Raw genomic sequence first — 23,037 nt, 5'->3', positions numbered from 1 at the left:
CAGCCTGGGTAGCGGCACCAGCCTCATCCAGACCATCGGCCGTGCCGCCCGAAACGTCTCCGGCGAGGTCCACATGTACGCCGACAAGATGACCGACTCCATGACCTACGCGATCGAGGAAACCGAGCGTCGGCGTGAGAAGCAGATCGCGTACAACAAGGAACGAGGCGTCGACCCTCAGCCGCTGCGCAAGAAGATCGCCGACATCCTCGACCAGGTGTACCAGGAAGCCGAGGACACCGAGTCGGTCATCTTGTCGGCGTACATGTGGACCTCGCCGGAGACGTTTCGGGCGGCACGGCCGATGGTCTGGATGAGGCTGGTGCCGCTCCGGAGGAAGCCTTCCTTGTCGGCGTCGAGAATCGCCACCAGCGAGACCTCGGGCAGGTCGAGACCCTCACGGAGCAGGTTGATGCCGACCAGCACGTCGTACTCGCCGAGTCGGAGCTGCCGGAGCAGTTCGACGCGGCGCAGCGTATCGATGTCGGAGTGCAGGTAGCGGACACGAATGCCCAGTTCGAGCAGGTAGTCGGTCAGATCCTCCGACATCTTCTTGGTCAGCGTGGTCACCAGCACACGCTCGTCCTTCTCCGCGCGTTCTCGAATCTGATGGACCAGGTCGTCGATCTGGCCCTTGGTCGGTTTGATGACGACCTTGGGATCGACGAGTCCGGTCGGACGGATCACCTGCTCGACGAACTCTCCCCCGGTCTGGCCCAGCTCGTACTTTCCCGGAGTTGCCGAGAGGTAGACCGTCTGACCGATCCGCTGAGTGAACTCCTCCCACGTCAACGGCCGATTGTCGGTCGCGGACGGCAGGCGGAACCCGAAGTCGACGAGGTTGCGCTTGCGGGACATGTCGCCCTCGTACATCGCCCCGATCTGCGGAACCGTCACGTGAGACTCGTCGATGACGAGCAGAAAGTCCTCGGGAAAGTAATCGATCAACGTGGCAGGCGCGGTACCTGCACCGCGTCCGTCGATGTGCCGCGAGTAGTTCTCGATACCCGAGCAGAACCCGACCTGCTTGATCATCTCCAGGTCGTATTGCGTCCGCATCCGCAGCCGCTGAGCCTCGAGCAGCTTTCCCTTGCCCTCCAGCTCCGCGAGCCGACCTTCGAGTTCGGCTTCGATGTCCTTGACGGCCCGTTCCATCCGCTCCGGCCCGGCAACGTAGTGCGTGGCCGGGAAGATGCGCACCGAATCGACCTGCCGAACGATGTCGCCGGTCAGCGGATGGAGGTAGTACAGCGCTTCGATCTCGTCGCCGAAGAACTCGATGCGAATCGCCAGTTCCTCGTAGGACGGAATGATCTCGACCGTGTCACCACGAACTCTGAACGATCCGCGGGTGAAGGCCATGTCGTTGCGGGTGTACTGCACGTCCACGAGCAACCGGAGCAGCGCGTCACGCTGCACTTCGACGTTTACCTCGAGTTCGATCGACCGATCGACGTAGGACTGCGGGGTACCGAGACCGTAGATGCACGACACCGACGCCACCACGACCACATCGCGGCGCGAGAGCAGAGATGCCGTCGCCGAGTGCCGCAGCCGCTCGACATCGTCGTTGATCGACGAGTCCTTCTCGATGTAGGTGTCGGTCTGCGCGATGTACGCCTCGGGCTGGTAGTAGTCGTAGTACGAGACGAAGTATTCGACTGCGTTGTTGGGCAACATGTCTCGCAGTTCGTTCGCCAACTGCGCCGCCAAGGTCTTGTTCGGTGCCATCACCAAAGTGGGGCGCTGCAGCTTCTCGATGAGCCAGGCAGTGGTGGCCGACTTACCGGTACCGGTGGCACCGAGCAGTACGACGTCCTTCTCGTCCGCCTTGATCCGCCGTTCCAGCTCGGCGATGGCGGTCGGCTGATCGCCTGCCGGCGTGTGTTCGCTGACGACCTCGAACGCCGGTCCGGTGCGCTCGATTGCGCCTACCGGACGGTGCTCGGAGTGCGCGACAACGGGATGTTCGGATGCAAACGCCATTTCACAAGCGTAGACGCGACCACCGACAAGTTCCGTCGGGCAGACCCCGGACGTCGGTTCCCGGTAGCTTCTACAGGCATGGTCGCTCACACGTCAGCCGGTGCGCACACCGTCGTTCATGCCCCCAAGCACGAGACGTTCGACCTCGTCGCCAAGACGAACGTGGATCCCAAGGGGTTCGTCCGTGTCGTCGACGAATACCGCGTCGAGCCGTGGGGGCTGTACATGGCTCGCCCGTCCGATCACGCCCACTTCGACTACCTGGAGTCCTGGTTGCTGCCCGCTCTGGGGCTACGGGCCTCGGTGTTCCACTATCTGCCCGCGCACGCCCGCGATCAGGACTACTACGTCGACATCGGCGAGTACACCGCCGGCGCCACCCGATGGACATCCGTCGACCACTATCTCGACCTCAGCGTGCGTACCGGCCGCGATTACGACCTGCTCGACGTCGACGAGCTGTTCGACGCTCGGGTGGCGCGCCATCTCGACACCCCCACGGCCGAGCTCGCGCTGGCCAGATCGATCACGGCCATCGAAGGACTGATGCGGCACGACTACGACCTGAACGCGTGGCTCGCATCCCTCGGAATGCCGACCGAGTGGAACGGCAAGCCGTCCTGACTCGGTCGGCCCCGATTCACGCGGTCCAGTCGGTCTGCTCCGCCCACTGCCATGCCCGACGGTATGCCACATCGAACCATGGGGCTTTCGCGTTCTCGTAGGCCTCGATGGCCGAGCCGAAGTCGGTGATTCCGGCAGCGGCCTCGGAGGCGCGTCGCTTGATTCCGGCGTATTCGGTGGTGATGTTGTCGTCCGCTCGCAGCCAGTCCCGGAACAGCAGGGCGAACGTCTGATTCGGCCAGCCGTCGACCCGGATATGTACGTTCGCCGGCCGGCCGGGGTCTGCGCTGCCGTGAAAACGCTTGGCCCACACGGCAGGATCGGCTTCTCCGCCGATTCCGTATGCGGGCTTTGGATAGTCGAAGTTGCTGGCCTCTCGCCGAGGGAACCCTGCCACGCGCAGCTGCTCGGCGACAGCATCGGCGTCGTCGAGCCCGCGCACGGTGATCTGAATGTCGATGACATCCTTCGCGTCGAGACCGGGCACCGCGGTGGAGCCGATGTGGTCGATTCGGACCGCTTTGTCCGCGCAGGCAAGGGCCAGGCGCGAGATGATGCGTCGGGCCTGCGATTCCCACGTGGGGTCGGCCGTCACCTGTTCCGGATGAACGCGCGCGATGATCCCCTCCCTGATGTTGCGCTCGAAGGGAATCAGGCGCTCGTTCCACAGGGCTCGGACGACGTCGTCGACGCTGCCTGGCGCACCGGTGTTGTCGATCCACACGTCTGCTGCAGCGCGGCGCGCATCATCGGTTGCCTGCGCTGCGATCCGCGCGCGAGCGTCGGCCTCGGGCATGCCTCGCTGTCCCGTCAGACGACGTACCCGTTCCTCGGCGTCGACCCACACGATGACCACGAGGTGAAAGAACGGGCCCATCGATCCCTCCACGAGGAGCGGAATGTCCTGCACCACTATGGCATCCGGCGCTGCACCGTCGATGATCGCGGCGGTGCGCTCGCCGACCAACGGATGAACGATGGCGTTGAGCTTCTTGCGGGATTCCTCGTCGCCGAATGCCTTGGTCGCCAACGCCGGACGGTCGAGCGAGCCGTCGGGTGCGAGAATGTCGACTCCGAAGGTGTCCGTCAGTCGTTGCAGCCCAGGCGTTCCCGGCTCCACGACTTCACGGGCAAGCACATCGGAGTCGACGAGCACTCCCCCGAGTTCGGTCAGCACCTTGGCAACGGTCGATTTTCCGGCACCTATTCCACCGGTCAGTCCCAGTCTCAGCATGCAACCAGTCTGACACTCGAACACGCCGAATCACACCAGCCTCAAATGCACCGTTTTCGGAGGTGGGTCGGTTATCTTCGACGGGCGAGACCTCGATGTGCCGACCCACAGCTATTGAAAAGGACACCCATGCGAAGCAATCAGATCCAACCGGGTCGGCACCGCCTTGGCATGGATGCAGGCGTTCATTGCATTCTCATCCCGGAAGTAGCCTCGGCGTTGGCCGACCATCGGCGTAACTGGTTCACCAACCTCCTGACCCCCGCCCGCCACAGCTTCGCCAGCATGCGCAAGCGCACGGAGAGCGTCGGCCAGTGGAGTCCAGCCACCGCCGCGTAGTTCGCACTCCCCCTCACACATGGGCCCGGTTCATCGGAACCGGGTCCATCGTCGTGTCCGCAGCTTCTCTGCTCCCCTGATTCGAAACGAGAAAGCCCCGGTTCTCACGTGGAGAACCGGGGCTCGGTGTCACACCCTCACGGGTGGACCACTTCTATCAGGCGTTGCCCGACAGCTTCTCGCGAAGTGCAGCGAGCTGCGCATCGCTGGCCAGCGAACCACCGGTCGAGGCCGGAGCCGACGCTGCGGGAGCGTCGCCTTCTGCATCGGCGGGGGCCTGACCCGACTCGGAGGAGTAGTTGGTGTTGGCGGCTTCGGCAGCTTCGTCCTTGGCCGTCTTCTCCATCTGAGCGGTGTGCATCTTGTGGCGACGCTCCGCCTCGGCGTAGCGACCTTCCCACTCTTCACGCTGCTTCTCGTAACCTTCGAGCCATTCGTTGGTCTCGGAGTCGAAGCCCTCGGGGAAGATGTAGTTGCCACCCTCGTCGTACGAGTCGGCCATGCCGTACTTGGACGGATCGAACTCTTCTGCGTAGTCCTCGTTGGCCTGCTTGAGGCTCAACGAAATCCGGCGACGCTCGAGATCGATGTCGATGACCTTGACGAGTGCGTCGTCGCCGACACCCACGACCTGGTCCGGAACCTCCACGTGGCGCTCGGCCAGCTCGGAGATGTGCACGAGGCCCTCGATGCCCTCTTCGACGCGCACGAATGCACCGAAGGGAACGAGCTTGGTGACCTTGCCGGGCACGATCTGGCCGATCGCGTGGGTGCGAGCGAACTGGCGCCACGGATCTTCCTGAGTTGCCTTGAGCGACAGCGAAACACGCTCGCGGTCCAAGTCGACGTCGAGAACCTCGACGGTGACCTCGGTGCCGACCTCGACAACCTCGGACGGGTGATCGATGTGCTTCCAGGACAGCTCGGAGACGTGCACGAGTCCGTCGACGCCACCCAGGTCCACGAAGGCACCGAAGTTGACGATGGAGGACACGACGCCCTTGCGGACCTGGCCCTTCTGGAGCTGGTGCAGGAACTCGCTGCGGACCTCGGACTGGGTCTGCTCGAGCCATGCGCGGCGCGACAGGACCACGTTGTTGCGGTTCTTGTCGAGCTCGATGATCTTGGCCTCGATCTCCTTGCCGACGTACGGCTGGAGGTCGCGGACGCGACGCATCTCGACGAGCGAGGCGGGAAGGAAGCCACGAAGACCGATGTCCAGGATGAGTCCACCCTTGACGACCTCGATGACGGTGCCCTTGACGGCCTCGTCCTTCTCCTTGAGCTCCTCGATCGTGCCCCAAGCGCGCTCGTACTGAGCTCGCTTCTTGGACAGGATCAGACGGCCTTCCTTGTCCTCCTTGGTGAGGACGAGTGCTTCGATCTCATCTCCCACGGAGACGACCTCGTTGGGGTCGACGTCGTGCTTGATGGAGAGCTCGCGGGAAGGAATGACGCCTTCGGTCTTGTAACCGATGTCGAGTAGAACCTCGTCACGATCGACCTTGACGATGGTGCCCTCGACGATGTCACCATCGTTGAAGTACTTGATCGTGGCGTCGATGGCGGCGAGAAAATCCTCTGCGGAGCCGATATCGTTGACGGCTACCTGCGGTGAGGTTGTGGTTGAGGGCATGTGTTGAGTTGCTCCGGACGGGTTGGGTATCGGTTGATGGATGTTCGGTCGGACTTGGTGAAACGTGTGCAACACGAGCATCTTCGGCGAATCCGTTGCCGGATCCGTGTGCGCCGAGGTCGAGGGAACCCGACCTGGGCGCAGCATGAACACACTCGCGTTGAACAGGGTACGCGATGCCGCAGTACCAGCACAAACCCGGTTAGAGTCGGCGTGTGACCGATCTTTCCACACCGTCGTCCACTCCCGGCCGCGGCCGAATCGATTCGGTCGCGAGTGACCGCGCGAGTCGTCTCTGGTGGGATTCCGACGCCGAGAGCTACCACCGTACGCACGGCGCGTTTCTCGGAGTGTCGACCGAATCCGGGGAGTTCGTCTGGTGCCCGGAGGGGCTGCACGAGGGCGACGTGCATCTGCTGGGCGACGTCGCGGGCAAGGACGTCCTCGAAGTGGGCTGCGGCAGTGCACCGTGCGCCCGCTGGCTCGGAACCCAGGGTGCGCGCGCGATCGGTCTCGACATCTCGATGGGCATGTTGCAGCGCGGCGTCGATGCAATGGCCGCGGGCGGGTCGACGGTTCCGCTGGTGCAGGCCAGTGCCGAGTCCTTACCGTTTGCCGACGAGCGGTTCGACATCGTCTGCTCGGCCTTCGGTGCGGTGCCGTTCGTCGCGGACTCCGCCAATGTGATGAAGGAAGTCGCGCGGGTACTGCGGCCGGGCGGGATCTGGGTGTTCGCCGTCAACCATCCGATGCGCTGGGTGTTCCCCGACGATCCCGGGGTCGGCGGTCTGACCGCTACGATTCCGTACTTCGATCGAACCCCGTACGTCGAATACGACGCCGACGGGACTCCCAACTACGTGGAGCACCACCGGACGATCGGTGACCGCGTGCGCGAGCTGGTCGCCGCAGGTCTCGAGGTGCGCGACATCGTCGAACCGGACTGGCCGGAATGGCTCGACCGCGAGTGGGGACAGTGGAGTCCACTGCGCGGGCAACTCTTTCCGGGCACCGCGATCTTCAGCAGCCGCAAACCGCTCTGACCGAGTGCGCCGCGATCAGCGCCGGTGCACCCGGGCTTCCACGGCCTCGGTGAATGCGCTGGTCGACGCCTGCCCACCGAGGTCGGCTGTCGCGACCCCGGATTCGACCGTGGCGTCGACGGCGTCACGGATCCGGCCGGCGGCCGCGGCCAGCCGATCGTCCGTGTGGCGCGGGGCGAGCCACTCGAGCAGCATTGCAGCGGACAGGAAGAGTGCCGTCGGATTGGCCCGGTTCTTCCCTGCGATGTCCGGGGCCGACCCGTGCGAGGCCTGCGCCATCGCCTGGGTTTCCGAGGAGTTGATCGACGGCGCGGTGCCCAGCGACCCGGACAGCTCACCTGTCAGATCCGACAGAATGTCACCGAACATGTTCTCGGCCACGATGACGTCGTAGTCCTCACCGCGTCGAACCAGGTGTGCCGCCAACGCGTCGACGTGCTCCTCGGTGACCTCGACGTGCGGGAAGTGCTCGCTCACCGCGCGGCACGCATCACGGAACAGTCCCGTCGTCATCGACAACACGTTGGTCTTGTGCACGATGGTCAGCGTGCGACGGCGCCGGTCTGCCAGCGAGAACGCCTCGCGTGCAATGCGTTCACACGCGGGGCGGGTGAACACTCCGACTGCCAGCGCCACATCGGGAGTCGGCATGAACTCGCCACTGCCGACGAACATGTTGCGATCGGCGTAGAAGCCTTCGGTGTTCTCCCGCACCACCACCAGATCCATCCGCGGGGACATAGCCCGCACGCCGGCCAGTGCTCTTGCCGGCCGGATGTTGGCGAACAAGTCGAAATTCTTGCGAATCCGTCCACCGGGCGTCAGCTGCGAACGGAACGGCTCCGGATACGACGCACTGTCGTGCGGTCCCAGAATCCAGCATTCGAGTGCGGACAGTTCTCCCAACGTGCTGTCGGGTATCGGCATTCCGTGCTGGTCGATGGCGTCCAGGCCCAGCGGCAGGTGCACCCAGTCGACGGCCGGTCCGCCGACGGCCGCCAGTGCCGCGTCGACCACCCGGATAGTTGCGGGCACGATTTCGTGGCCGATCCCGTCGCCGGTCATGGCCCCGATCCGTATCGTCGTTGCATTCCGGCCGTCCGTCTGCGACATCATGGTCTCCATGGTGCAGTCCGCAGAACTCCTACTCGACTCCGGCCTCGACGCAGCAGTTCGCCGCGAGTGGGCGGCGCTGTCCGAGGCCGGCCTCCCGAGCCAGAACCGGCACCGCGGGGACTCGAATCGCCCACACATCACCGTCGCGGTGGCGTCGTCGATGCCCGTCGCGGTGGACGACGGCGCAGCGATCCGCTTCGATCCGCTCGGTGTGCGCCTCGGTGGCCTCGTCGTGTTCGGCGGTCGGGCGATCACTCTGGCCCGCCTGGTCGTTCCGAGCGTCGAATTGCTCGACCTACACGCCAGGGTGCACGCAGCCGTGGGCACGGGATCGTTCGACAACGTCGACCTCGGCCGTTGGACGCCGCACGTGACACTGGCCAGGCGATTGACGTCCGAGCAGGCAGGATCGGCCGTGCGACTGCTGTCGACGAGCATCGAGGACCTGGTGGGCTCCGCCGTGGCCCTGCGTCGATGGGACGGTGAAGCCAAGCGCGAATGGCGGATCGGCTGACCCCGGGCACCCTAGAACCGGAAGTCGCCGAACTGGGTCACCTCCGCGTGGGTATCGGGAGCGAGGCCTGCGAGCACGACGGCGTCGAGGGCCAGGAACAGCAGCACAACTACCAATACAATTGTCATGCCGCAAGCTTCCAACCTGCGAAGAATGCGCACGAGTGGCAGTAATGCCATATATCGACGACTTTCTGCCATACTTCTTTTCATGCTGAAACGAGTGGTTGTCGCGCTGATGCCGTTGACCGAACAGTTCGAGCTGGGCGTCGCCTGCGAGGTGTTCGGATTCGATCGCTCGGACGAGGGCCTACCCACCTACGACTTCTCTCTGATCGCAGGTGTCCCCCAACCGATCCGCACCCGCGTCGGTTACACCATCGACGTGCCGCACGATCTCGACAGTCTCGACAGCGCCGATCTGATCATCATTCCGGCCGGTGGCACCGAGACGGCTGTGGACGGCAGCTTCGTGTGCGGAACCGAATACGACGCATCCATCGAACCCCTGCTGGCCAAGCTTCGCGCAGCGGTGGAACGAGGCGCGATGGTCGCGAGCCTGTGCAACGGTGCTTTCGTACTCGGCAAAGCGGGACTTCTCGACGGCAGACCCTGCACGACGCATTGGCGGCACTCCGCCTCACTGGCCGCAAAATACCCCCTGGCACAGGTGGATCCGAACGTCCTCTACGTGGATGCGGGCAACGTACTCACCAGCGCAGGGACGGCAGCCGGAATCGACCTGTGCCTGCACATCGTGCGCAAGTACCAGGGCAGCGTCGTGGCCAACGGGATCGCTCGCCGGATGGTCGTTCCTCCGCATCGTGATGGCGGCCAGGCTCAATTCGTCACCAGTCCGCTGCCCGCCACTCGTACCGAGACACTGGCTCCGCTGCTGGACTGGATGACCGAGAACCTCGACTCCGAGCTGACCATCGGTCGACTGGCGGCGCGGGTGAACATGTCGGCGCGAACCTTCGCCCGCAAGTTCGCGGCCGAAACCGGAACCACACCCGCGCGCTGGCTCAACGACCAACGAGTACTGGCGGCGCAGCAGCTGTTGGAGAACTCGGACCTGCCGATGGATTCGATCGCCGAGGTGGTCGGTTTCGGCAATGCCGCGGCCCTGCGGCAGCATTTCGTGAGGTTGCGATGCACCACGCCGAATGCGTATCGCCGCACGTTCCGTGCCGCACCCCAGCCCGCCTGACGCAGGCGCTCCGACCCGACCGGGATGATTCCGGTCAATACCTGCGTTGAGACACACCAGAAGCGCAATCAATCGAAAGGGACCGCGTGGCCACTCAGACTTTGACCCAGCAGAATTTCGACGAGATCGTGACGAACAACGACGTGGTGTTGGTCGATTTCTGGGCGTCCTGGTGCGGACCGTGCCGCCAGTTCGCGCCGACGTTCGAGAAGTCGTCCGACGCGCACCCCGACGTGGTGCACGCCAAGGTGGACACCGAGGCCGAGCAGGGACTTGCTGCCGCGGCGCAGATCCAGTCGATCCCGACGATCATGGCGTTCCGCGAAGGAATTCTGGTGTACGCACAGCCCGGTGCACTGCCTGCGCCGGCGCTCGAGGACCTCGTCGGTCAGATCAAGGCACTCGACATGGACGTCGTGCGCCAGCAGATCGCCGAGCAGGCTCCCGCGGCGGAGTAGTTTTTCGTCGCTGCACACGACGCGAAGGGCCGCTCACCGAATTCGGTGAGCGGCCCTTCGTCGTTCTTCCTGCGCGGCCTCGAATCAGTGCGCAGCGGCATCCCAGCTGCGGCCGGTGCCGACCGAGACTTCCAAGGGCACCGACAGTTCGATGGCCGAGGACATCTTGTCGCGTACGAGCGCTTCGACTTCCTCACGCTCGGATTCGACGACCTCGAGCACCAGTTCGTCGTGGACCTGCAACAGCATTCGTGACTTCAGCGTCGACTCCGCCAGTGATCGGTGCACGTCGATCATCGCGACCTTGATGATGTCTGCGGCGGTGCCCTGGATCGGGGCGTTGAGAGCTGCCCGCTCGGCGACCTCGCGGCGCTGACGGTTGTCGCTGTTGAGATCGGGCAGGTAGCGGCGCCTGCCGTACAGCGTGGAGGTGTATCCCACCTTGCGCGCTTCCTCGACGGCGTTGCGCAGGTAGTCACGGACACCACCGAACCGCGCGAAGTACGCCTCCATCTGCTGCTTCGCCTCGTCGGTGGAGATCTTGAGCTGCGCGGCGAGACCGAATGCGCTGAGTCCGTATGCCAATCCGTACGACATCGCCTTGACCCGGCGACGCAGTTCGGGGGTGACCTCCTCGATCGGCACGCCGAACGCCCGGGCACCGACGAAACTGTGCAGATCCTCGCCGGTGTTGAACGCCTCGATCAGACCTTCGTCGCCGGATACGTGCGCCATGATGCGCATTTCGATCTGGCTGTAGTCGGCAGTGAGCAGCGTGTCGTATCCGGCCCCGACGACGAAGCCGTCACGGATGTGGCGTCCCGCCTCGTTGCGTACCGGAATGTTCTGCAGGTTCGGCTCGGTGGACGACAGTCGGCCGGTGGCCGCGACCGTCTGGTTGAACGTGGTGTGAATGCGTCCGTCGTCGGCGACGGATTTCAGCAGGCCGTCGACCGTGACCTTCATCCGCGTCGCGTCCCGGTGATCGAGCAGGAATTTCAGGAACGGATGCTCGGTCTTCTCGAACAGCCCCTGCAGCGCATCGGCATCGGTGGTGTACCCGGTCTTCGTCTTCTTCGTCTTGGGCATGTCGAGTTCCTCGAACAGCACCACCTGCAACTGCTTCGGAGATCCGAGGTTGATCTGCTTGTCGATCACGCCGTAGGCGGAGTTCGCGGCCTCGTCCACCTGCGCGGCGAATCCGGACTGCAGCGCGCGGAGGTGATCACCGTTCACGGCGATACCCGTTGCCTCGACATCGGCCAACACCGTCAGCAGCGGCAGCTCCATCTCGGAGAGCAGGGTGGTCGACTCGATGGCGGCGAGCTCGGCGTCCAACGCATCGGCCAGGTCGATCACGGCCCGCGCCTTGAGAATCTCTCCCTCCGCGAACGCCGCATCGGCGGTGTCCTCCGCGTCGAGCAACGACATCTGACCTTCTCCCGCATCCTCGACGCGGAGTTCGCGCTTGAGGTAGCGCAACGACAGGTCGTCGAGATTGAACGATCGCTGACCGGGCCGCACCAGGTACGCCGCCAGTGCGGTGTCGGTGGTCAAGCCGCCGAGGGTCCAGCCGCGCCCACGAACCGCATGCAGAGCCCACTTGGCCTCGTGCAAGGCCTTGGGTTGCGCTGCATCTGCGAGCCAGGCCGCGAGTGCCTGCTCGTCGGATTCGTCCAGAGCGGTCGTCGTGACGAACGCGCCCTCGCCGTCGGCCGCGGCGATCGCCACCGACGTCGCATCGCTGTCGAACGGCCGACGCGGGCCGAGAATCGACAGCCCACTACGCCTGCCGTCGGCTGCGTGTTCCGCGAGCCATGCGGCCAGTTCACCCGGTGCGACGATGCCGCCGCGGACGTCGAACCCTTCCTCCGCCTCGGGTTCGACCGACGCGAGTGTCTCGAACAACCGGTCCCGCAGAATGCGGAACTCCAGGTCGTCGAACAAGGCGTGGATCTTCTCGCGGTCCCACGGAGCGAGTTCGAGCTGATCGGGGGTGTAGGGCAACGGCACATCTCGGACCATCTCGGTGAGCTCGCGGTTGAGCACCACGCTCGACAGGTTGGCGCGCAGTGCATCTCCCACCTTGCCCTTGACCTTGTCCACGTTGTCGACAAGGGCGGTGAGGGAACCGTATTCGATGATCCACTTGGTCGCCGTCTTCTCGCCGACACCAGGAATGCCAGGAAGGTTGTCGCTCGGGTCTCCGCGCAGGGCCGCGAAGTCAGGGTACTGCGACGGCGTCAACCCGTACTTGGTGGCGACCTCGTCGGGAGTGAACCGAGTCAGATCCGAGACGCCCTTGCGCGGATACAACACCGTGACGTTGTCGGTCACCAGCTGCAGCGCATCGCGGTCGCCGGTGACCACCAGGACGCGGTAGCCGAGCGCCTCTGCCTGGGTCACCAGAGTGGCGATGATGTCGTCCGCCTCGAAGCCGGCCTCTGCCATCACCGGAATACCCATGGCCCCGAGTACGTCCTTGGTGATGTCGACCTGGCCGGCGAACTCGTCCGGGGTCTTGCTGCGGTTGGCCTTGTACTCGGGGAACCGCTCGGCGCGGAAGGTCTGCCGCGAGACGTCGAACGCCGCCGCGATGTGCGTCGGTTTCTCGTCCCGCAGCAGATTGATCAACATCGAGGTGAACCCGTACACGGCGTTGGTGGACTGACCGCTGGTGGTCTTGAAGTTGTCCGCAGGCAACGCGAAGAAGGCACGGAACGCCATCGAGTGGCCGTCGATGAGCAGCAACGTGGGCCGCTCCCCGCCCGCCTTCGCGTCGGTATCGGCTGCGGGCGCTGCACTTTTCTCCGTTACTGGGCTCACGGTTGACCAGTCTAGGGAGCGGGTCCGACAACTCGAAGCCGGATGCAGGCGCCGCGACGCGATCGCTCTCACGGCGCGCGTCGTGCACCGCGAAACACAACCGATACTTTCCGGAAATCTCAGTCGCCGATTTTGCGTCGTTTCAGCGGATAGAGTCCGACAATTGCAGTAAATCCCCAACCCGTGACTCAACGACAACCGTCCGGAGGACGTGCGTGGCTCCAAATGTTCGATGGACCAGAAAGGTGCAACCGCCGAGGTTGCGCGCAAGATCTGCCGTTCGGCTCTTCCAGCGAACACTCCTACTCGCCGTTCTGAGTTCCATTGCCGCGCTGCTGTTCAGTGCGCCGGCATTGGCCCAGGAACCTACCCCCACTCCCCCGGCAGCACCGGGGACCAGCGCCGAACAGGCACCGCCTGCGGACGCGGTCAGCGTCGCCGGATCTCTCAACAACGGTGGCGAAAGACTCATCGGCGTCGATGTCGCGGCGCTGGACGCGTCCGGCTCCGAAGTCGCCCGCACCACCAGTGAAACCGGCGGCCGGTGGACCCTCGAATTGTCTCCCGGCACATACACATTCCAGGTGGTCCAGGAAACGCTCCCCGACGGCGTCAGCGTTCAGGGCGAGGTCCAGCGCGATGTGGAGGCCGGGCGTTCCAACACCGTCATCTTCTCGTTCGGCGAGGCCAGAACCGCCACCAGCATTCCGTTCTACGAGAAGTTCGTACGCACTACGGTCGACGGCTTTCGCTTCGGCCTCGTCATCGCGCTCGCCGCGGTCGGACTGAGTCTGATCTTCGGCACCACCGGTCTGACGAACTTCGCGCACGGAGAGATGGTCACCCTCGGTGCCGTCGCGGCGTGGTTCTTCAACGTCAGTGTCGGGATACAACTCATCCCGGCCACGCTGCTGGCGATCGTCGTGGGAGTCGCGATCGGCTGGCTCAACAACGCTCTGATATGGCGGCCGTTGCGCAAACGACGGACCGGCCTCATCGCACAGCTCGTGGTGACGATCGGCCTCGCAATCGCACTGCGCTATCTCATCCTGATCTTCTTCTCGGACCGCTCCGAACCCTTCGACGACTACCAGGCTCAGACCGAGAACAACTGGGGTCCGCTCTCGATCACCAACGTCAACCTCGCCTGCATCGTCATCAGCATCGTCGTTCTGGTCGGCGTCGCACTGATGTTGCAGCGCACCAAGATCGGCAAGGCCATGCGTGCGGTTGCCGACAACCGGGACCTCGCTGCGTCCTCCGGCATCAACGTCGAGCGCGTGGTCACGTTCGTCTGGTGCCTCGGCGGCGGCCTGGCTGCCCTCGGCGGCGTGTTGTTCGGGCTCTCCGAACTCGGCGGTCGCGTCCAGTGGGAGATGGGCTTCAAACTCCTGTTGCTCATGTTCGCCGGCATCACACTCGGTGGACTGGGAACGGCCTACGGCGCCTTCCTCGGTTGCGTCATCGTCGGTCTGCTCGTGCAGTGGTCGACGCTGGTCATCAATCCCGATCTCAAATACATCGGAGGGTTGCTCGTCTTGATTCTCATCCTCGTCGTCCGTCCACAGGGCATCCTCGGCTCGCGACAAAGGATCGGGTGACCTTCACATGGATATCATCGGCGCACTTCAGATCTCACTCGCTCAGCTGGTCGGCCCGTCGGCCATCTTCTACGCTCTACTCGCCATCGGCCTGAACCTGCACTTCGGTTACGCCGGACTGCTCAACTTCGGTCAGATCGGCTTCGCACTGCTCGGCGGCTACGGCGTCGGCATCACCACGATCACCTACGAACAGCCGCTGTGGCTGGGCATTCTGGTCGGCCTCGCTGCAGCCGGGTTACTGGCCCTGGTTCTCGGCATTCCGACGCTGCGACTGCGAGCCGACTATCTCGCGATCGTCACCATCGCCGCCTCGGAAATTCTCCGATTGGTGTTTCGGTCCACCGCAACGGATTCGGTGACCAAATCCACCAACGGCATCACCGGCTTCGCCGGCCCGTTCACCAGCATGAGCCCGTTCGAGGGTGGTAAGTCCTACGAATTCATCGGCGTGCGGTTCCTCGGCAACGATCTGTGGGCCATGCTCGTCGGCTGGACACTGGTCCTGCTGCTGTGCGGCGTGGTCTACCTGCTGACGCACAGCCCGTGGGGACGCGTCCTCAAGGCTGTCCGTGAGGACGAGGACGCAGCCCGTTCGCTGGGCAAGAACGTCTTCGTCTACAAGATGCAGGCACTGGTTCTCGGTGGCGTCATCGGCGGTATGGGCGGTGTGTTCAACGCACTGCAGACCCAATCCATCAACCCGGACTTCTACTCGACGGCGCAGACATTCTTCGCCTTCGGCGCACTGATTCTCGGTGGGGCGGCAACAGTGTTCGGCCCGGTACTGGGCGCGATGCTCTTCTGGTTCCTGCTGTCCATACCCGATGCGATTCTGCGGCAATTGATCTCCGGCGACGACCCGGTGCTCAATCTCACCGGCGCTCAGGTCGGTGCCACGCGATTCGTGCTCCTGGGAATCCTGATCGCCGTCTTGATGGTGTTCAGACCTCAGGGCATTCTCGGCAACAAGCGAGAGGTTCAACTCAATGCCTGACCCGAGCAAGGATGCTGCTTCAACGGCCGCACCGAGCAAGAAAGCAAGCACACTCGAATCACGCGCTGCGCAGGCGTTGTCGAGCGATCAACGCGCCGCCCTGTTCGCCGGTGTTCCCAACGAACCCGGCGCACCGAAACCGGACGCCACGATGGTCGTCGACGGCGTCTCGCGCACCTTCGGTGGCCTCAAGGCCGTCGACGTGGCGCACCTCGAGATTCAGCGGGGCTGCATCACCGGACTGATCGGGCCCAACGGCGCAGGCAAGACCACCCTGTTCAACCTGCTCACGGGATTCGATCGACCCGACACGGGAACCTGGTCGATGGACGGCCAGGAACTGGGCCGGATGCATCCGCACCAGGTGGCACGCAAAGGTGTGGTGCGCACGTTCCAGTTGACCAAGGCGCTGTCGAAACTGACTGTGCTGGACAATGTTCGGCTGGGTGCGACGGGTCAGCGCGGTGAGCGCATGATCAACACCTTCATGCCGTGGACGTGGAAGGCCCAGGAACGTCAGATCACCGAACGCGCCTACGAGCTACTGGGCCGCTTCAAGCTCGACGCCAAGGCCGACGACCTCGCCGGCTCGTTGTCCGGCGGCCAGCGCAAGCTGCTGGAGATGGCGCGTGCGTTGATGACCGATCCGTCGGTGGTCATGCTCGACGAGCCCATGGCCGGGGTCAATCCGGCTCTGACGCAGTCACTTCTGGGGCACATCAAGTCGCTTCGCGACGACGGTATGACGGTGGTGTTCGTCGAGCACGACATGGACGTCATCCGCGACATCAGTGACTGGGTGGTGGTGATGGCTCAAGGCAGCATCATTGCCGAGTCCACCCCCGAGGAGCTCTCCAACAACGGAGCCGTCGTCGACGCGTATCTCGGTAGCCATCACGATCAGGCTCTCGAGTTCGATGCCGACGGCAATCCGGTCGGTGCCACAGCGGAGCTGGCGGAGGCACTGAAGAAGGCCGAGGCCGAGGAACTCGAAGCGGGAGGCGACCTCTCGGAGCCGGAGTTCGCCCGCCCGATCGCAACCGACGGCACCGAAGGCGGCTCGCACCGGGCCAAGGAGGACGACCGATGAGCGAACAGACATTGACGCCGGCGGAATTCGCCGCGACACCCGAGGAACATGCTCGACTCGCCGAAGGTGCACTGCTGCGCGCGGACGGGTTGGTGGCCGGATACATCCCCGGTGTTAACATCCTCAGCGAGTGCAACTTCTTTCTCAACGACGGCGAGATCGTCGGCATCATCGGACCCAACGGTGCCGGGAAGTCGACTCTCCTCAAGACCCTGTTCGGTCTGGTCGCCGTCCGTGAGGGCAGCGTCAAACTGCGCGGCGACAACATCACCTCCGCAGAAGCGCATGTGTTGGTCACCAAGGGAGTCGGCTACGTTCCGCAGACGCAGAACGTGTTCCCGTCACTCACCATCGAAGAGAACCTCGAGATGGGAATCTATCTGCGTCCCAAGAAGTTCGGTGAGCGTTTCGAGTTCGTCAGCGAGCTGTTCCCGCTGCTCGGCGAGCGCAAGAAGGTCAAAGCAGGCGCGCTGTCCGGCGGCGAACGACAGATGGTCGCCATGGGACGCGCACTGATGATGGAGCCGTCGGTACTGCTGCTCGACGAGCCGTCGGCCGGATTGTCTCCGATGTTCCAGGACGAGGTGTTCATCCGCTGCAAGAAGATCAATGCAGCGGGCGTCTCGATCATCATGGTCGAGCAGAACGCTCGTCGCTGCCTCCAGATCTGCGACCGTGGCTATGTACTCGATCAGGGCCGCAACGCCTACACCGACACCGGTCCGGCATTGATGAACGACCCGAAGGTGATCGAGCTGTACCTCGGCACACTGGCGGGAAGCAAAGAGAAGAAGTAGCTGCTCGGCAAACGACGACGGCCCCGGTTCGACATCGAACCGGGGCCGTCGTCGTTGCCGTCGAACGTGTGACACCTACGAAAACCTCTGGGCCCGAGTCCTGATCGAGGACTCGGGCCCAGAGGCTGTGTGACAGTTACAGATCACTCACCGACGACGATGTAATCTTCCGTCGTCAGGGTGTTGTCCGGTCCGAAGACCAGGTTGCCGTAGGAACCGGTGGCGGGCTCTCCTGCGTCACTGAAGTTCAGCGCGCCGGTGATTCCGTCGTAGTCGATATCGGTTCCGGCCTTGACGAGCGGAAGGCACTCGGCGTAGCTGGTGCACTTGGTGCCGTCCTTGGTGACGCTGTTGATGTTGGCCGCGATGTCGGTACCTGCCGTCGACTTGGCCTGCTCGGCAGCGAGCGCCGAGATGATCACTGCGTCGTAGGACTCACCCGCGTAGTTGAAGTCCACCAGAGCCGGATCGACGACCTTGAGACGATCCTGGAATCCGGTGCCGACATCGGTCAACGGAGTGGTGCCGCGCATCGTGTCCAGCAGACCCGCTGCGACCGACTCACCGAGGGCGTTGCCCATGTTGCCGTCGACGCCGTAGACCAGCGTGCCGTCGGACGGTCCGATGCCGATCTCGTGCATACGGGTGATGATCTTCGCGGACTCCTCGAAGCCGATGATGGCCACGGCGTCCGGGTTGAAGTTCTTCACACCGTCGACCTCGGCGTTGAACGACTGTGCGTTCGGGTCGTAGATCGTGGTCTGGATCTGGTCCGCCGCGATGCCCGCCTCTTCGAGGTTGTCCGCGGTGTTCGCGGCCAGGCCCGTGCCGTACGGGTCGTTGAGCGCGAGGATGGCGACGCGCTGCGCACCGTCCTGGGCGATCAGCTGGGACAGGGCCTGTGCCTGCAGCACGTCGGTGGGTGCGGTACGGAAGTACTGCCCCTTGTCCGGGTAGCAGACGAACTGATCGGACGTGTTGGCCGGCGAGAACTGCACGACGCCTGCGCTGGCGATCTTGTCGATGACCTTGAGCGAGACCGAGGACGACGCTGCACCGACGATGACGTCGGAACCGCCGGCGAGCAAGCGGTCCACCGTGGTGTTGGCGGTATCGGTCGTCGTGTCGCCCGAGTCACCGGGGATGAGCGTGACGGGCTGCTCGAGGACGCCACCGGCTTCGTTGACGTCGTTGACGGCCAGCTGCACACCGGCAACTTCGGGCGGGCCGAGGAAGGCCAGGGTTCCGGTCTCGGGGAGAAGGGTTCCCACCACCAGCGGGGCCGTGTCCGGGGTTGCCCCGGCAGTGGCCTGCTCGGGCGTGCAGTCGGTGGAGACGGTCGTTTCCGCGGCTGCAGTGCCGCCGCTGGCACTGGTGGAGTCGGTCGAGCCCGAGTCGTCGCTCGACGAACAGCCGAACAGTGCGAGCGAGGTAACGCTCAGCACCGCAGCCGTGCGGACATAGGTCCGAATTGCCATCTAGGTTCTCCTTGAAATTGCTCGTCGATGAAGCGCACCTGAGTTACATGTGGCTCACGTGTGGGTCAGACGCTAATGCTCGGAGCCGATTCGCAAAGCCTAGAACGACGCTCGTGACCTGACTGTGACCTAGAGAGTCGAAGTTTTACGTGGCCGTAGCTTTCGCCGGCCGATCAGCTTTCTCCCACGGGCTTGTTCGCAGGGGTACCGAGCGTGTCGATCACGACCTCCGCGACGGCCTTCATCGTCGTCCTGCGATCCATCGCGGCGCGCTGAATCCACTTGAACGCCTGCGGTTCTGTGAGCGATTGCGATTCCATCAGGATGCCCTTGGCCTTCTCGATGAGCTTGCGCGTCTCGAGCCGATCCTGCAGATCCACGATCTCGGATTCGAGGGCGGAGATCTCACCGAAACGGCTGGCGGCCAACTCCACCGCAGGCATCAGATCGGCTTTGGTGAACGGCTTGACCAGATACGCCATGGCCCCGGCATCGCGAGCTTTCTCCACGAGTTCGCGTTGACTGAACGCGGTGAGAATGACGACGGGCGCAATGCGCTTCTCTGCAATCTCCGACGCCGCATCGATTCCGTCCCGACGCGGCATCTTCACATCCATGATGACCAGATCGGGACGCAGTTCGACGGCCAACTCCACCGCCTGCTGACCGTCGGCCGCTTCACCGACCACGTCGTACCCCTCCTCGCGGAGCATCTCCACGAGGTCCAATCGGATCAGGGATTCGTCCTCTGCCACCACCACACGAAGCGGGGGCTTGCCAGTACCGTGCGCACCAGGAGCATTCATCTGTATCGGTCTCCTTTGACAGTCATCGCCCATCAGGGCCGTCGAGCATCTGAAGGGTACCGGTGCGCGAGGCCGAAAGCGCATCTTCTAAACTCGTCAATCGTTGCTTGAAAGACGCCAGCCCTCGTATCCCAATTGGCAGAGGAAACGGATTCAAAACCCGTCCAGTGTGAGTTCGAGTCTCACCGAGGGCACCACAGCAGCCACGAATCGGTATCGGTAAAGGCCGCTCGTGATCGCGCCTACAGTGGAGTGATGTACATACCCAGCAGTCTTCGTTGCCACGACACCAGCGCGGGAAATTTGTGCGCAGCGAAGGTCGACCATCGTTTCGGGGATTCGGCGGACCGGTCCGCCCAGTGGGTCTTCTACACCTGCAGCGCCGATTCCACTCACGAGACCGGTTACGTCGACCGCCTGGTCACTGCCTGAACCATGTTCGTAGAACGCGCGTACGTCCATGCCGACGATGTCGGATCGGACTGGCCCTTCACCGTGCCTGCTGTCGCCGACCTCGCTCGCGAGGGACTCGAATTCCTGGCACCGGTCACAATTCTGGTCGGAGACAACGGTTCCGGTAAATCGACTCTCGTCGAAGCAATAGCCGAGGGATTCGGAATCGATGCCCGCGGCGGTCGCGCGGCGCAGCAGTCGCGTCGAATCGACGAGGTGACCAGCGCGCTCGGAGAGGTACTCGAACTCGAGACCACGCCACGAGGTTCTCGAATGCTTCGTGGCCCACGACTGAACAAGCGCGGCTTCTTCCTGCGCGCCGAGACCGCGTTCGACATGGCCGAGAACCTCGGCGGCGTGCCGGGTTTCTGGGACGAGAACACCGCCGAGATGAGCCACGGTGAAGGGTTCCTGACCATGTTCGGTGCAATGTTGGACGAACCCGGTTTCTACGTTCTGGACGAGCCCGAATCGGCCCTGTCGTTCACCGCGAGCCTGCAGCTCGTTGCACTGATGTCCGAGCTGGGCGATGACGGCGCGCAGATCGTCTGCGCCACCCACTCACCGATTCTGGCGTCGACGCCCGGTGCGGACATCGTCGAAGTAGGCGAACACGGTCTACGCCGAAGCACTTGGGACGAACTCGAATTGGTACAGCACTGGCGCCGCTACCTCGACGACCCGAACAGCTATCTCCGTCACCTGCTCGACTGACCGTCGGCCATCGGCACCTCACGACGGCGACGCACACTTCCCGGCGAGACGCCCGTGGCGCGCTTGAACGCCTTCCCGAACGCAGCCTCCGACAGATACCCACTGCGCCGGGCCACTTCGGCCATCACCACGTCCTCGGATCGCAACGTGCCGTACGCGACCTGCATCCGCCACGTCGCGAGATAGCTCATCACGGAATCACCGACCAGCTCGGTGAAACGTGCCGAGAACGCAGAGCGAGACATGTTCACCCTCGATGCCAGACCCGCAACGGTCCACCGCTCGTGCGGGTGTCGATGGATCAGCGCCAACGCCGTTCCGATCCGATCGTCCTGCAATGCACCGAGCCAACCCGACTGCGCACCTGGCGTATTCGCGATCCACGACCGCAGCGCATGGATCACCAGAATGTCGGACAGCCGGGTGATCACCGCTTCTCCCCCGGGCTCGAGCACACGCGCCTCGTCCGCGACCATAGCCAGTACGTTCTGCATCCTCGATTGCCTCGGGCCCGGATCAGCGTCGACCACCACCAGCGCGGGCAACAGGCGAACGAGCTTCTGCGCTGCAGGATGATCCAGCCGCACCGCCCCGCACACGAGAGTCGCAGCACGGCCGGCACCGCCCGCGTCGTGAGTGAGCACCGCGTAGCGATCGCTGATGTACTCGTGCGGGAGATCGTGAACGCTCGTCGCCTGAACCGATGCGTCGCCGGCTGCGGTGAGCACGTGCCCTCGCCCGTGCGGCACCAACGCGAAATCGCCGGGGATCAGCTCACGCGTCGGCTCGCCGGGAACCGACAATGCGCAACTGCCGTCGACGACCGTGTGAAACCACAGCGCATCCTCCATGGCGGGCAATGCGAGACCCCAGGATCCGCTCATCTCGGAGCGCACGTAGAACGATCCGGTCATCCGTAGAAAGTGCAGCGCTTCACCCAGGGGGTCGGACGACTTCCAGGGATCTGCGCCGCGCATGCACCGATCGTCCCACGAAATGGACGATCGGACATCGAACGCGGCTGTGTGCGCATTGCTCATCCAGCCTCTCGGGACGAGGGTGGACAACTGAACGCTCACCTACTGGAGGGAATCACCGTGTTGGATCGAATGCTCGCAGTCGCCACCGCCGTTGCCGCCGTCGGATGTGGGCTCGTTGCCGGAGTGCTGCTCGCCTTCTCCATCAGCGTGCTCCCCGGCCTGGCAACACTGCCGGTACCCGACGCGATCGCCGCCATGCAGAGATTCAATGCTGCGATTCTGAACCCACTGTTCCTGGCACTGTTCGTCGGGACAGCCGTATCGTGCACTCTCGCAGCGATTCTCGCCGTATCGACCGGTCGGGGTTCACCGGTGCTGGTCGTGAGCGGAGCCGCTCTCTACGTTCTCGGATGCGTCGCGATCACGGCCGTTGCGAACGTCCCCCTCAACGACGCGTTGGCCGGGGTGGATCCCGGCAGTGCTGCCGGTGCCCAGGTGTGGCAGAACTTCACCGAGAAGTGGACGCGATGGAACACCGTCAGAACAGTGGCCGCGACTGCGGCCTGCGCCGTTCTGATCCTCGGTCAGGGCAGATCGGCGCTGGGCTGATCGGACACCGAGTCCTGGTGTCGCTTACGGATTTCTTCCTCGAACCGCGCGATGAGGTGGTCGGTGTCTGCCGTGGACACATCGCGTGCGCCCTCGTCCATCGAGGCGTCACGACCCCGGCGCAATGCAGCAAGTTCGGCTTCGAGTTCGTTGTTGTCGAGTACACGTGGATCCAGCATGACCTCCATTGTGGTCCCCTGTCCGGTGCCCCCGCGGGGATTTGCTGTAATCACGCAATGAACGTCGTGCACAGCTTCGCACCGATTCTCGGCCGCGGCGCGAACACCTTGATTCTGGGCTCGATGCCCGGCGTCGCGTCGCTGGCCGCGCAGCAGTACTACGCGCACCCACGAAATGCGTTCTGGCCGATCATGGGAACGCTGTTCGGTGCAGGCCCCGAACTTCCCTACGATGCGCGCACCGAGCGTCTGCGCAGCCAGGGCGTCGCGATATGGGACGTGCTGAAGCTGTGCACGCGTGAAGGAAGCCTGGATTCGGCGATCGTCGAATCGTCCATCGAGACAACC

Annotated in this window: 21 protein-coding genes, 1 tRNA gene and 2 pseudogenes; 15 read left to right on the top strand and 9 right to left on the bottom strand. The window is 64.0% G+C overall.

The window, feature by feature from the left end:
* Nucleotides 1–227, top strand: a pseudogene (locus CH256_RS04330) (excinuclease ABC subunit B); the annotation flags it as partial.
* Nucleotide 228: 1 nt separating this feature from the next.
* Here the strand turns inward: CH256_RS04330 and uvrB are convergent.
* Nucleotides 229–1,986, bottom strand: a pseudogene (gene uvrB, locus CH256_RS04325) (excinuclease ABC subunit UvrB); the annotation flags it as partial.
* A gap of 78 nt (nt 1,987–2,064) precedes the next feature.
* Between uvrB and CH256_RS04320 the strand changes: the two are divergent.
* Entirely contained in the window at nt 2,065–2,610 is a 546-nt protein-coding gene (locus CH256_RS04320) for a DUF402 domain-containing protein (RefSeq protein ID WP_094640081.1), read from the top strand.
* Between the two features lie 16 nt (nt 2,611–2,626).
* Here CH256_RS04320 and coaE read toward each other — a convergent pair whose 3' ends face one another.
* Nucleotides 2,627–3,844 (bottom strand): dephospho-CoA kinase, encoded by a 1,218-nt coding sequence (coaE, locus tag CH256_RS04315; protein ID WP_094668966.1) that lies wholly within the window; start codon nt 3,842–3,844, stop codon nt 2,627–2,629.
* Nucleotides 3,845–3,973: 129 nt separating this feature from the next.
* Here coaE and CH256_RS04310 point away from each other — a divergent pair, with 129 nt between their 5' ends.
* Nucleotides 3,974–4,183, top strand: a complete 210-nt coding sequence (locus tag CH256_RS04310) for a hypothetical protein (RefSeq protein WP_068050934.1) — start codon at nt 3,974–3,976, stop codon at nt 4,181–4,183.
* Between the two features lie 157 nt (nt 4,184–4,340).
* Here CH256_RS04310 and rpsA read toward each other — a convergent pair whose 3' ends face one another.
* Nucleotides 4,341–5,819 (bottom strand): 30S ribosomal protein S1, encoded by a 1,479-nt coding sequence (gene rpsA / locus CH256_RS04305; protein ID WP_027497255.1) that lies wholly within the window; start codon nt 5,817–5,819, stop codon nt 4,341–4,343.
* 215 nt (nt 5,820–6,034) lie between these two features.
* Here rpsA and CH256_RS04300 point away from each other — a divergent pair, with 215 nt between their 5' ends.
* Entirely contained in the window at nt 6,035–6,862 is an 828-nt protein-coding gene (locus CH256_RS04300; RefSeq protein WP_068051863.1) for a class I SAM-dependent methyltransferase, read from the top strand.
* Nucleotides 6,863–6,877: 15 nt separating this feature from the next.
* Here the strand turns inward: CH256_RS04300 and CH256_RS04295 are convergent, their stop codons facing one another.
* The gene (locus tag CH256_RS04295; protein ID WP_094668965.1) at nt 6,878–7,975 is read right to left on the bottom strand and encodes an isocitrate/isopropylmalate dehydrogenase family protein; all 1,098 of its coding nucleotides are present in this window, start codon (nt 7,973–7,975) and stop codon (nt 6,878–6,880) included.
* A 10-nt stretch (nt 7,976–7,985) separates the two neighbouring features.
* Between CH256_RS04295 and CH256_RS04290 the strand changes: the two genes are divergently transcribed.
* From CH256_RS04290 to trxA, 3 genes are all read left to right on the top strand, one after another.
* Complete coding sequence (locus CH256_RS04290) at nt 7,986–8,492, top strand: 2'-5' RNA ligase family protein (protein WP_094640383.1); 507 nt, start codon at nt 7,986–7,988, stop codon at nt 8,490–8,492.
* Between the two features lie 210 nt (nt 8,493–8,702).
* The gene (locus CH256_RS04285; protein ID WP_068051869.1) at nt 8,703–9,701 is read left to right on the top strand and encodes a helix-turn-helix domain-containing protein; all 999 of its coding nucleotides are present in this window, start codon (nt 8,703–8,705) and stop codon (nt 9,699–9,701) included.
* Between the two features lie 86 nt (nt 9,702–9,787).
* Complete coding sequence (gene trxA / locus CH256_RS04280) at nt 9,788–10,159, top strand: thioredoxin (RefSeq protein ID WP_037192657.1); 372 nt, start codon at nt 9,788–9,790, stop codon at nt 10,157–10,159.
* Nucleotides 10,160–10,243: 84 nt separating this feature from the next.
* Here trxA and polA read toward each other — a convergent pair whose 3' ends face one another.
* Nucleotides 10,244–12,985: a DNA polymerase I gene (polA, locus tag CH256_RS04275; protein WP_094640083.1), complete on the bottom strand. Its 2,742-nt coding sequence runs from the start codon at nt 12,983–12,985 to the stop codon at nt 10,244–10,246.
* Between the two features lie 260 nt (nt 12,986–13,245).
* On the opposite strand from polA, the gene CH256_RS04270 reads away from it, so the two are divergent.
* From CH256_RS04270 to CH256_RS04255, 4 genes are read left to right on the top strand one after another with little or no spacing between them, the layout of a single operon-like run.
* Nucleotides 13,246–14,586: a branched-chain amino acid ABC transporter permease gene (locus CH256_RS04270; RefSeq protein ID WP_068052133.1), complete on the top strand. Its 1,341-nt coding sequence runs from the start codon at nt 13,246–13,248 to the stop codon at nt 14,584–14,586.
* 7 nt (nt 14,587–14,593) lie between these two features.
* Nucleotides 14,594–15,583, top strand: coding sequence for a branched-chain amino acid ABC transporter permease (locus tag CH256_RS04265; RefSeq protein WP_068052136.1), 990 nt, complete (start codon nt 14,594–14,596; stop codon nt 15,581–15,583).
* The gene (locus CH256_RS04260; RefSeq protein ID WP_255183226.1) at nt 15,576–16,673 is read left to right on the top strand and encodes an ABC transporter ATP-binding protein; all 1,098 of its coding nucleotides are present in this window, start codon (nt 15,576–15,578) and stop codon (nt 16,671–16,673) included. Before CH256_RS04265 ends, CH256_RS04260 begins: the two co-directional genes overlap by 8 nt.
* Nucleotides 16,670–17,470, top strand: coding sequence for an ABC transporter ATP-binding protein (locus CH256_RS04255; RefSeq protein WP_032394315.1), 801 nt, complete (start codon nt 16,670–16,672; stop codon nt 17,468–17,470). Before CH256_RS04260 ends, CH256_RS04255 begins: the two co-directional genes overlap by 4 nt.
* A gap of 143 nt (nt 17,471–17,613) precedes the next feature.
* Here CH256_RS04255 and CH256_RS04250 read toward each other — a convergent pair whose 3' ends face one another.
* Nucleotides 17,614–18,948 (bottom strand): ABC transporter substrate-binding protein, encoded by a 1,335-nt coding sequence (locus tag CH256_RS04250; protein ID WP_068052226.1) that lies wholly within the window; start codon nt 18,946–18,948, stop codon nt 17,614–17,616.
* A gap of 173 nt (nt 18,949–19,121) precedes the next feature.
* The gene (locus tag CH256_RS04245; protein ID WP_068052227.1) at nt 19,122–19,754 is read right to left on the bottom strand and encodes an ANTAR domain-containing response regulator; all 633 of its coding nucleotides are present in this window, start codon (nt 19,752–19,754) and stop codon (nt 19,122–19,124) included.
* Nucleotides 19,755–19,874: 120 nt separating this feature from the next.
* Between CH256_RS04245 and CH256_RS04240 the strand changes: the two genes are divergently transcribed.
* Together CH256_RS04240 and CH256_RS04235 are read left to right on the top strand one after the other, a co-directional pair.
* Nucleotides 19,875–19,951 (top strand) — tRNA-Leu (locus CH256_RS04240).
* Nucleotides 19,952–20,189: 238 nt separating this feature from the next.
* Complete coding sequence (locus CH256_RS04235; protein WP_094640084.1) at nt 20,190–20,921, top strand: AAA family ATPase; 732 nt, start codon at nt 20,190–20,192, stop codon at nt 20,919–20,921.
* On the opposite strand, the gene CH256_RS04230 is transcribed toward CH256_RS04235, so the two are convergent.
* A complete protein-coding gene (locus tag CH256_RS04230) occupies nt 20,906–22,000 on the bottom strand; it encodes an AraC family transcriptional regulator (protein WP_255183227.1) in 1,095 nt (364 codons plus the stop codon). The genes CH256_RS04235 and CH256_RS04230 overlap by 16 nt on opposite strands.
* An 18-nt stretch (nt 22,001–22,018) precedes the next feature.
* Between CH256_RS04230 and CH256_RS04225 the strand changes: the two genes are divergently transcribed.
* Nucleotides 22,019–22,510 (top strand): anthrone oxygenase family protein, encoded by a 492-nt coding sequence (locus CH256_RS04225; protein ID WP_094640384.1) that lies wholly within the window; start codon nt 22,019–22,021, stop codon nt 22,508–22,510.
* Here CH256_RS04225 and CH256_RS04220 read toward each other — a convergent pair.
* Nucleotides 22,486–22,689: a hypothetical protein gene (locus CH256_RS04220; protein WP_141215240.1), complete on the bottom strand. Its 204-nt coding sequence runs from the start codon at nt 22,687–22,689 to the stop codon at nt 22,486–22,488. The genes CH256_RS04225 and CH256_RS04220 overlap by 25 nt on opposite strands.
* Before the next feature lie 57 nt (nt 22,690–22,746).
* Between CH256_RS04220 and CH256_RS04215 the strand changes: the two genes are divergently transcribed.
* A partial coding sequence (locus tag CH256_RS04215) for a DNA-deoxyinosine glycosylase (RefSeq protein WP_143536518.1) occupies nt 22,747–23,037 on the top strand: 291 nt, incomplete at its 3' end.

Origin of the sequence: Rhodococcus sp. 05-2254-6 (assembly GCF_002258565.1) — a bacterium.
Lineage (GTDB): Bacteria > Actinomycetota > Actinomycetes > Mycobacteriales > Mycobacteriaceae > Rhodococcoides.
Note: the sequence above shows the minus strand (reverse complement) of the source record. Positions and strands in the feature narration are given on the sequence as shown.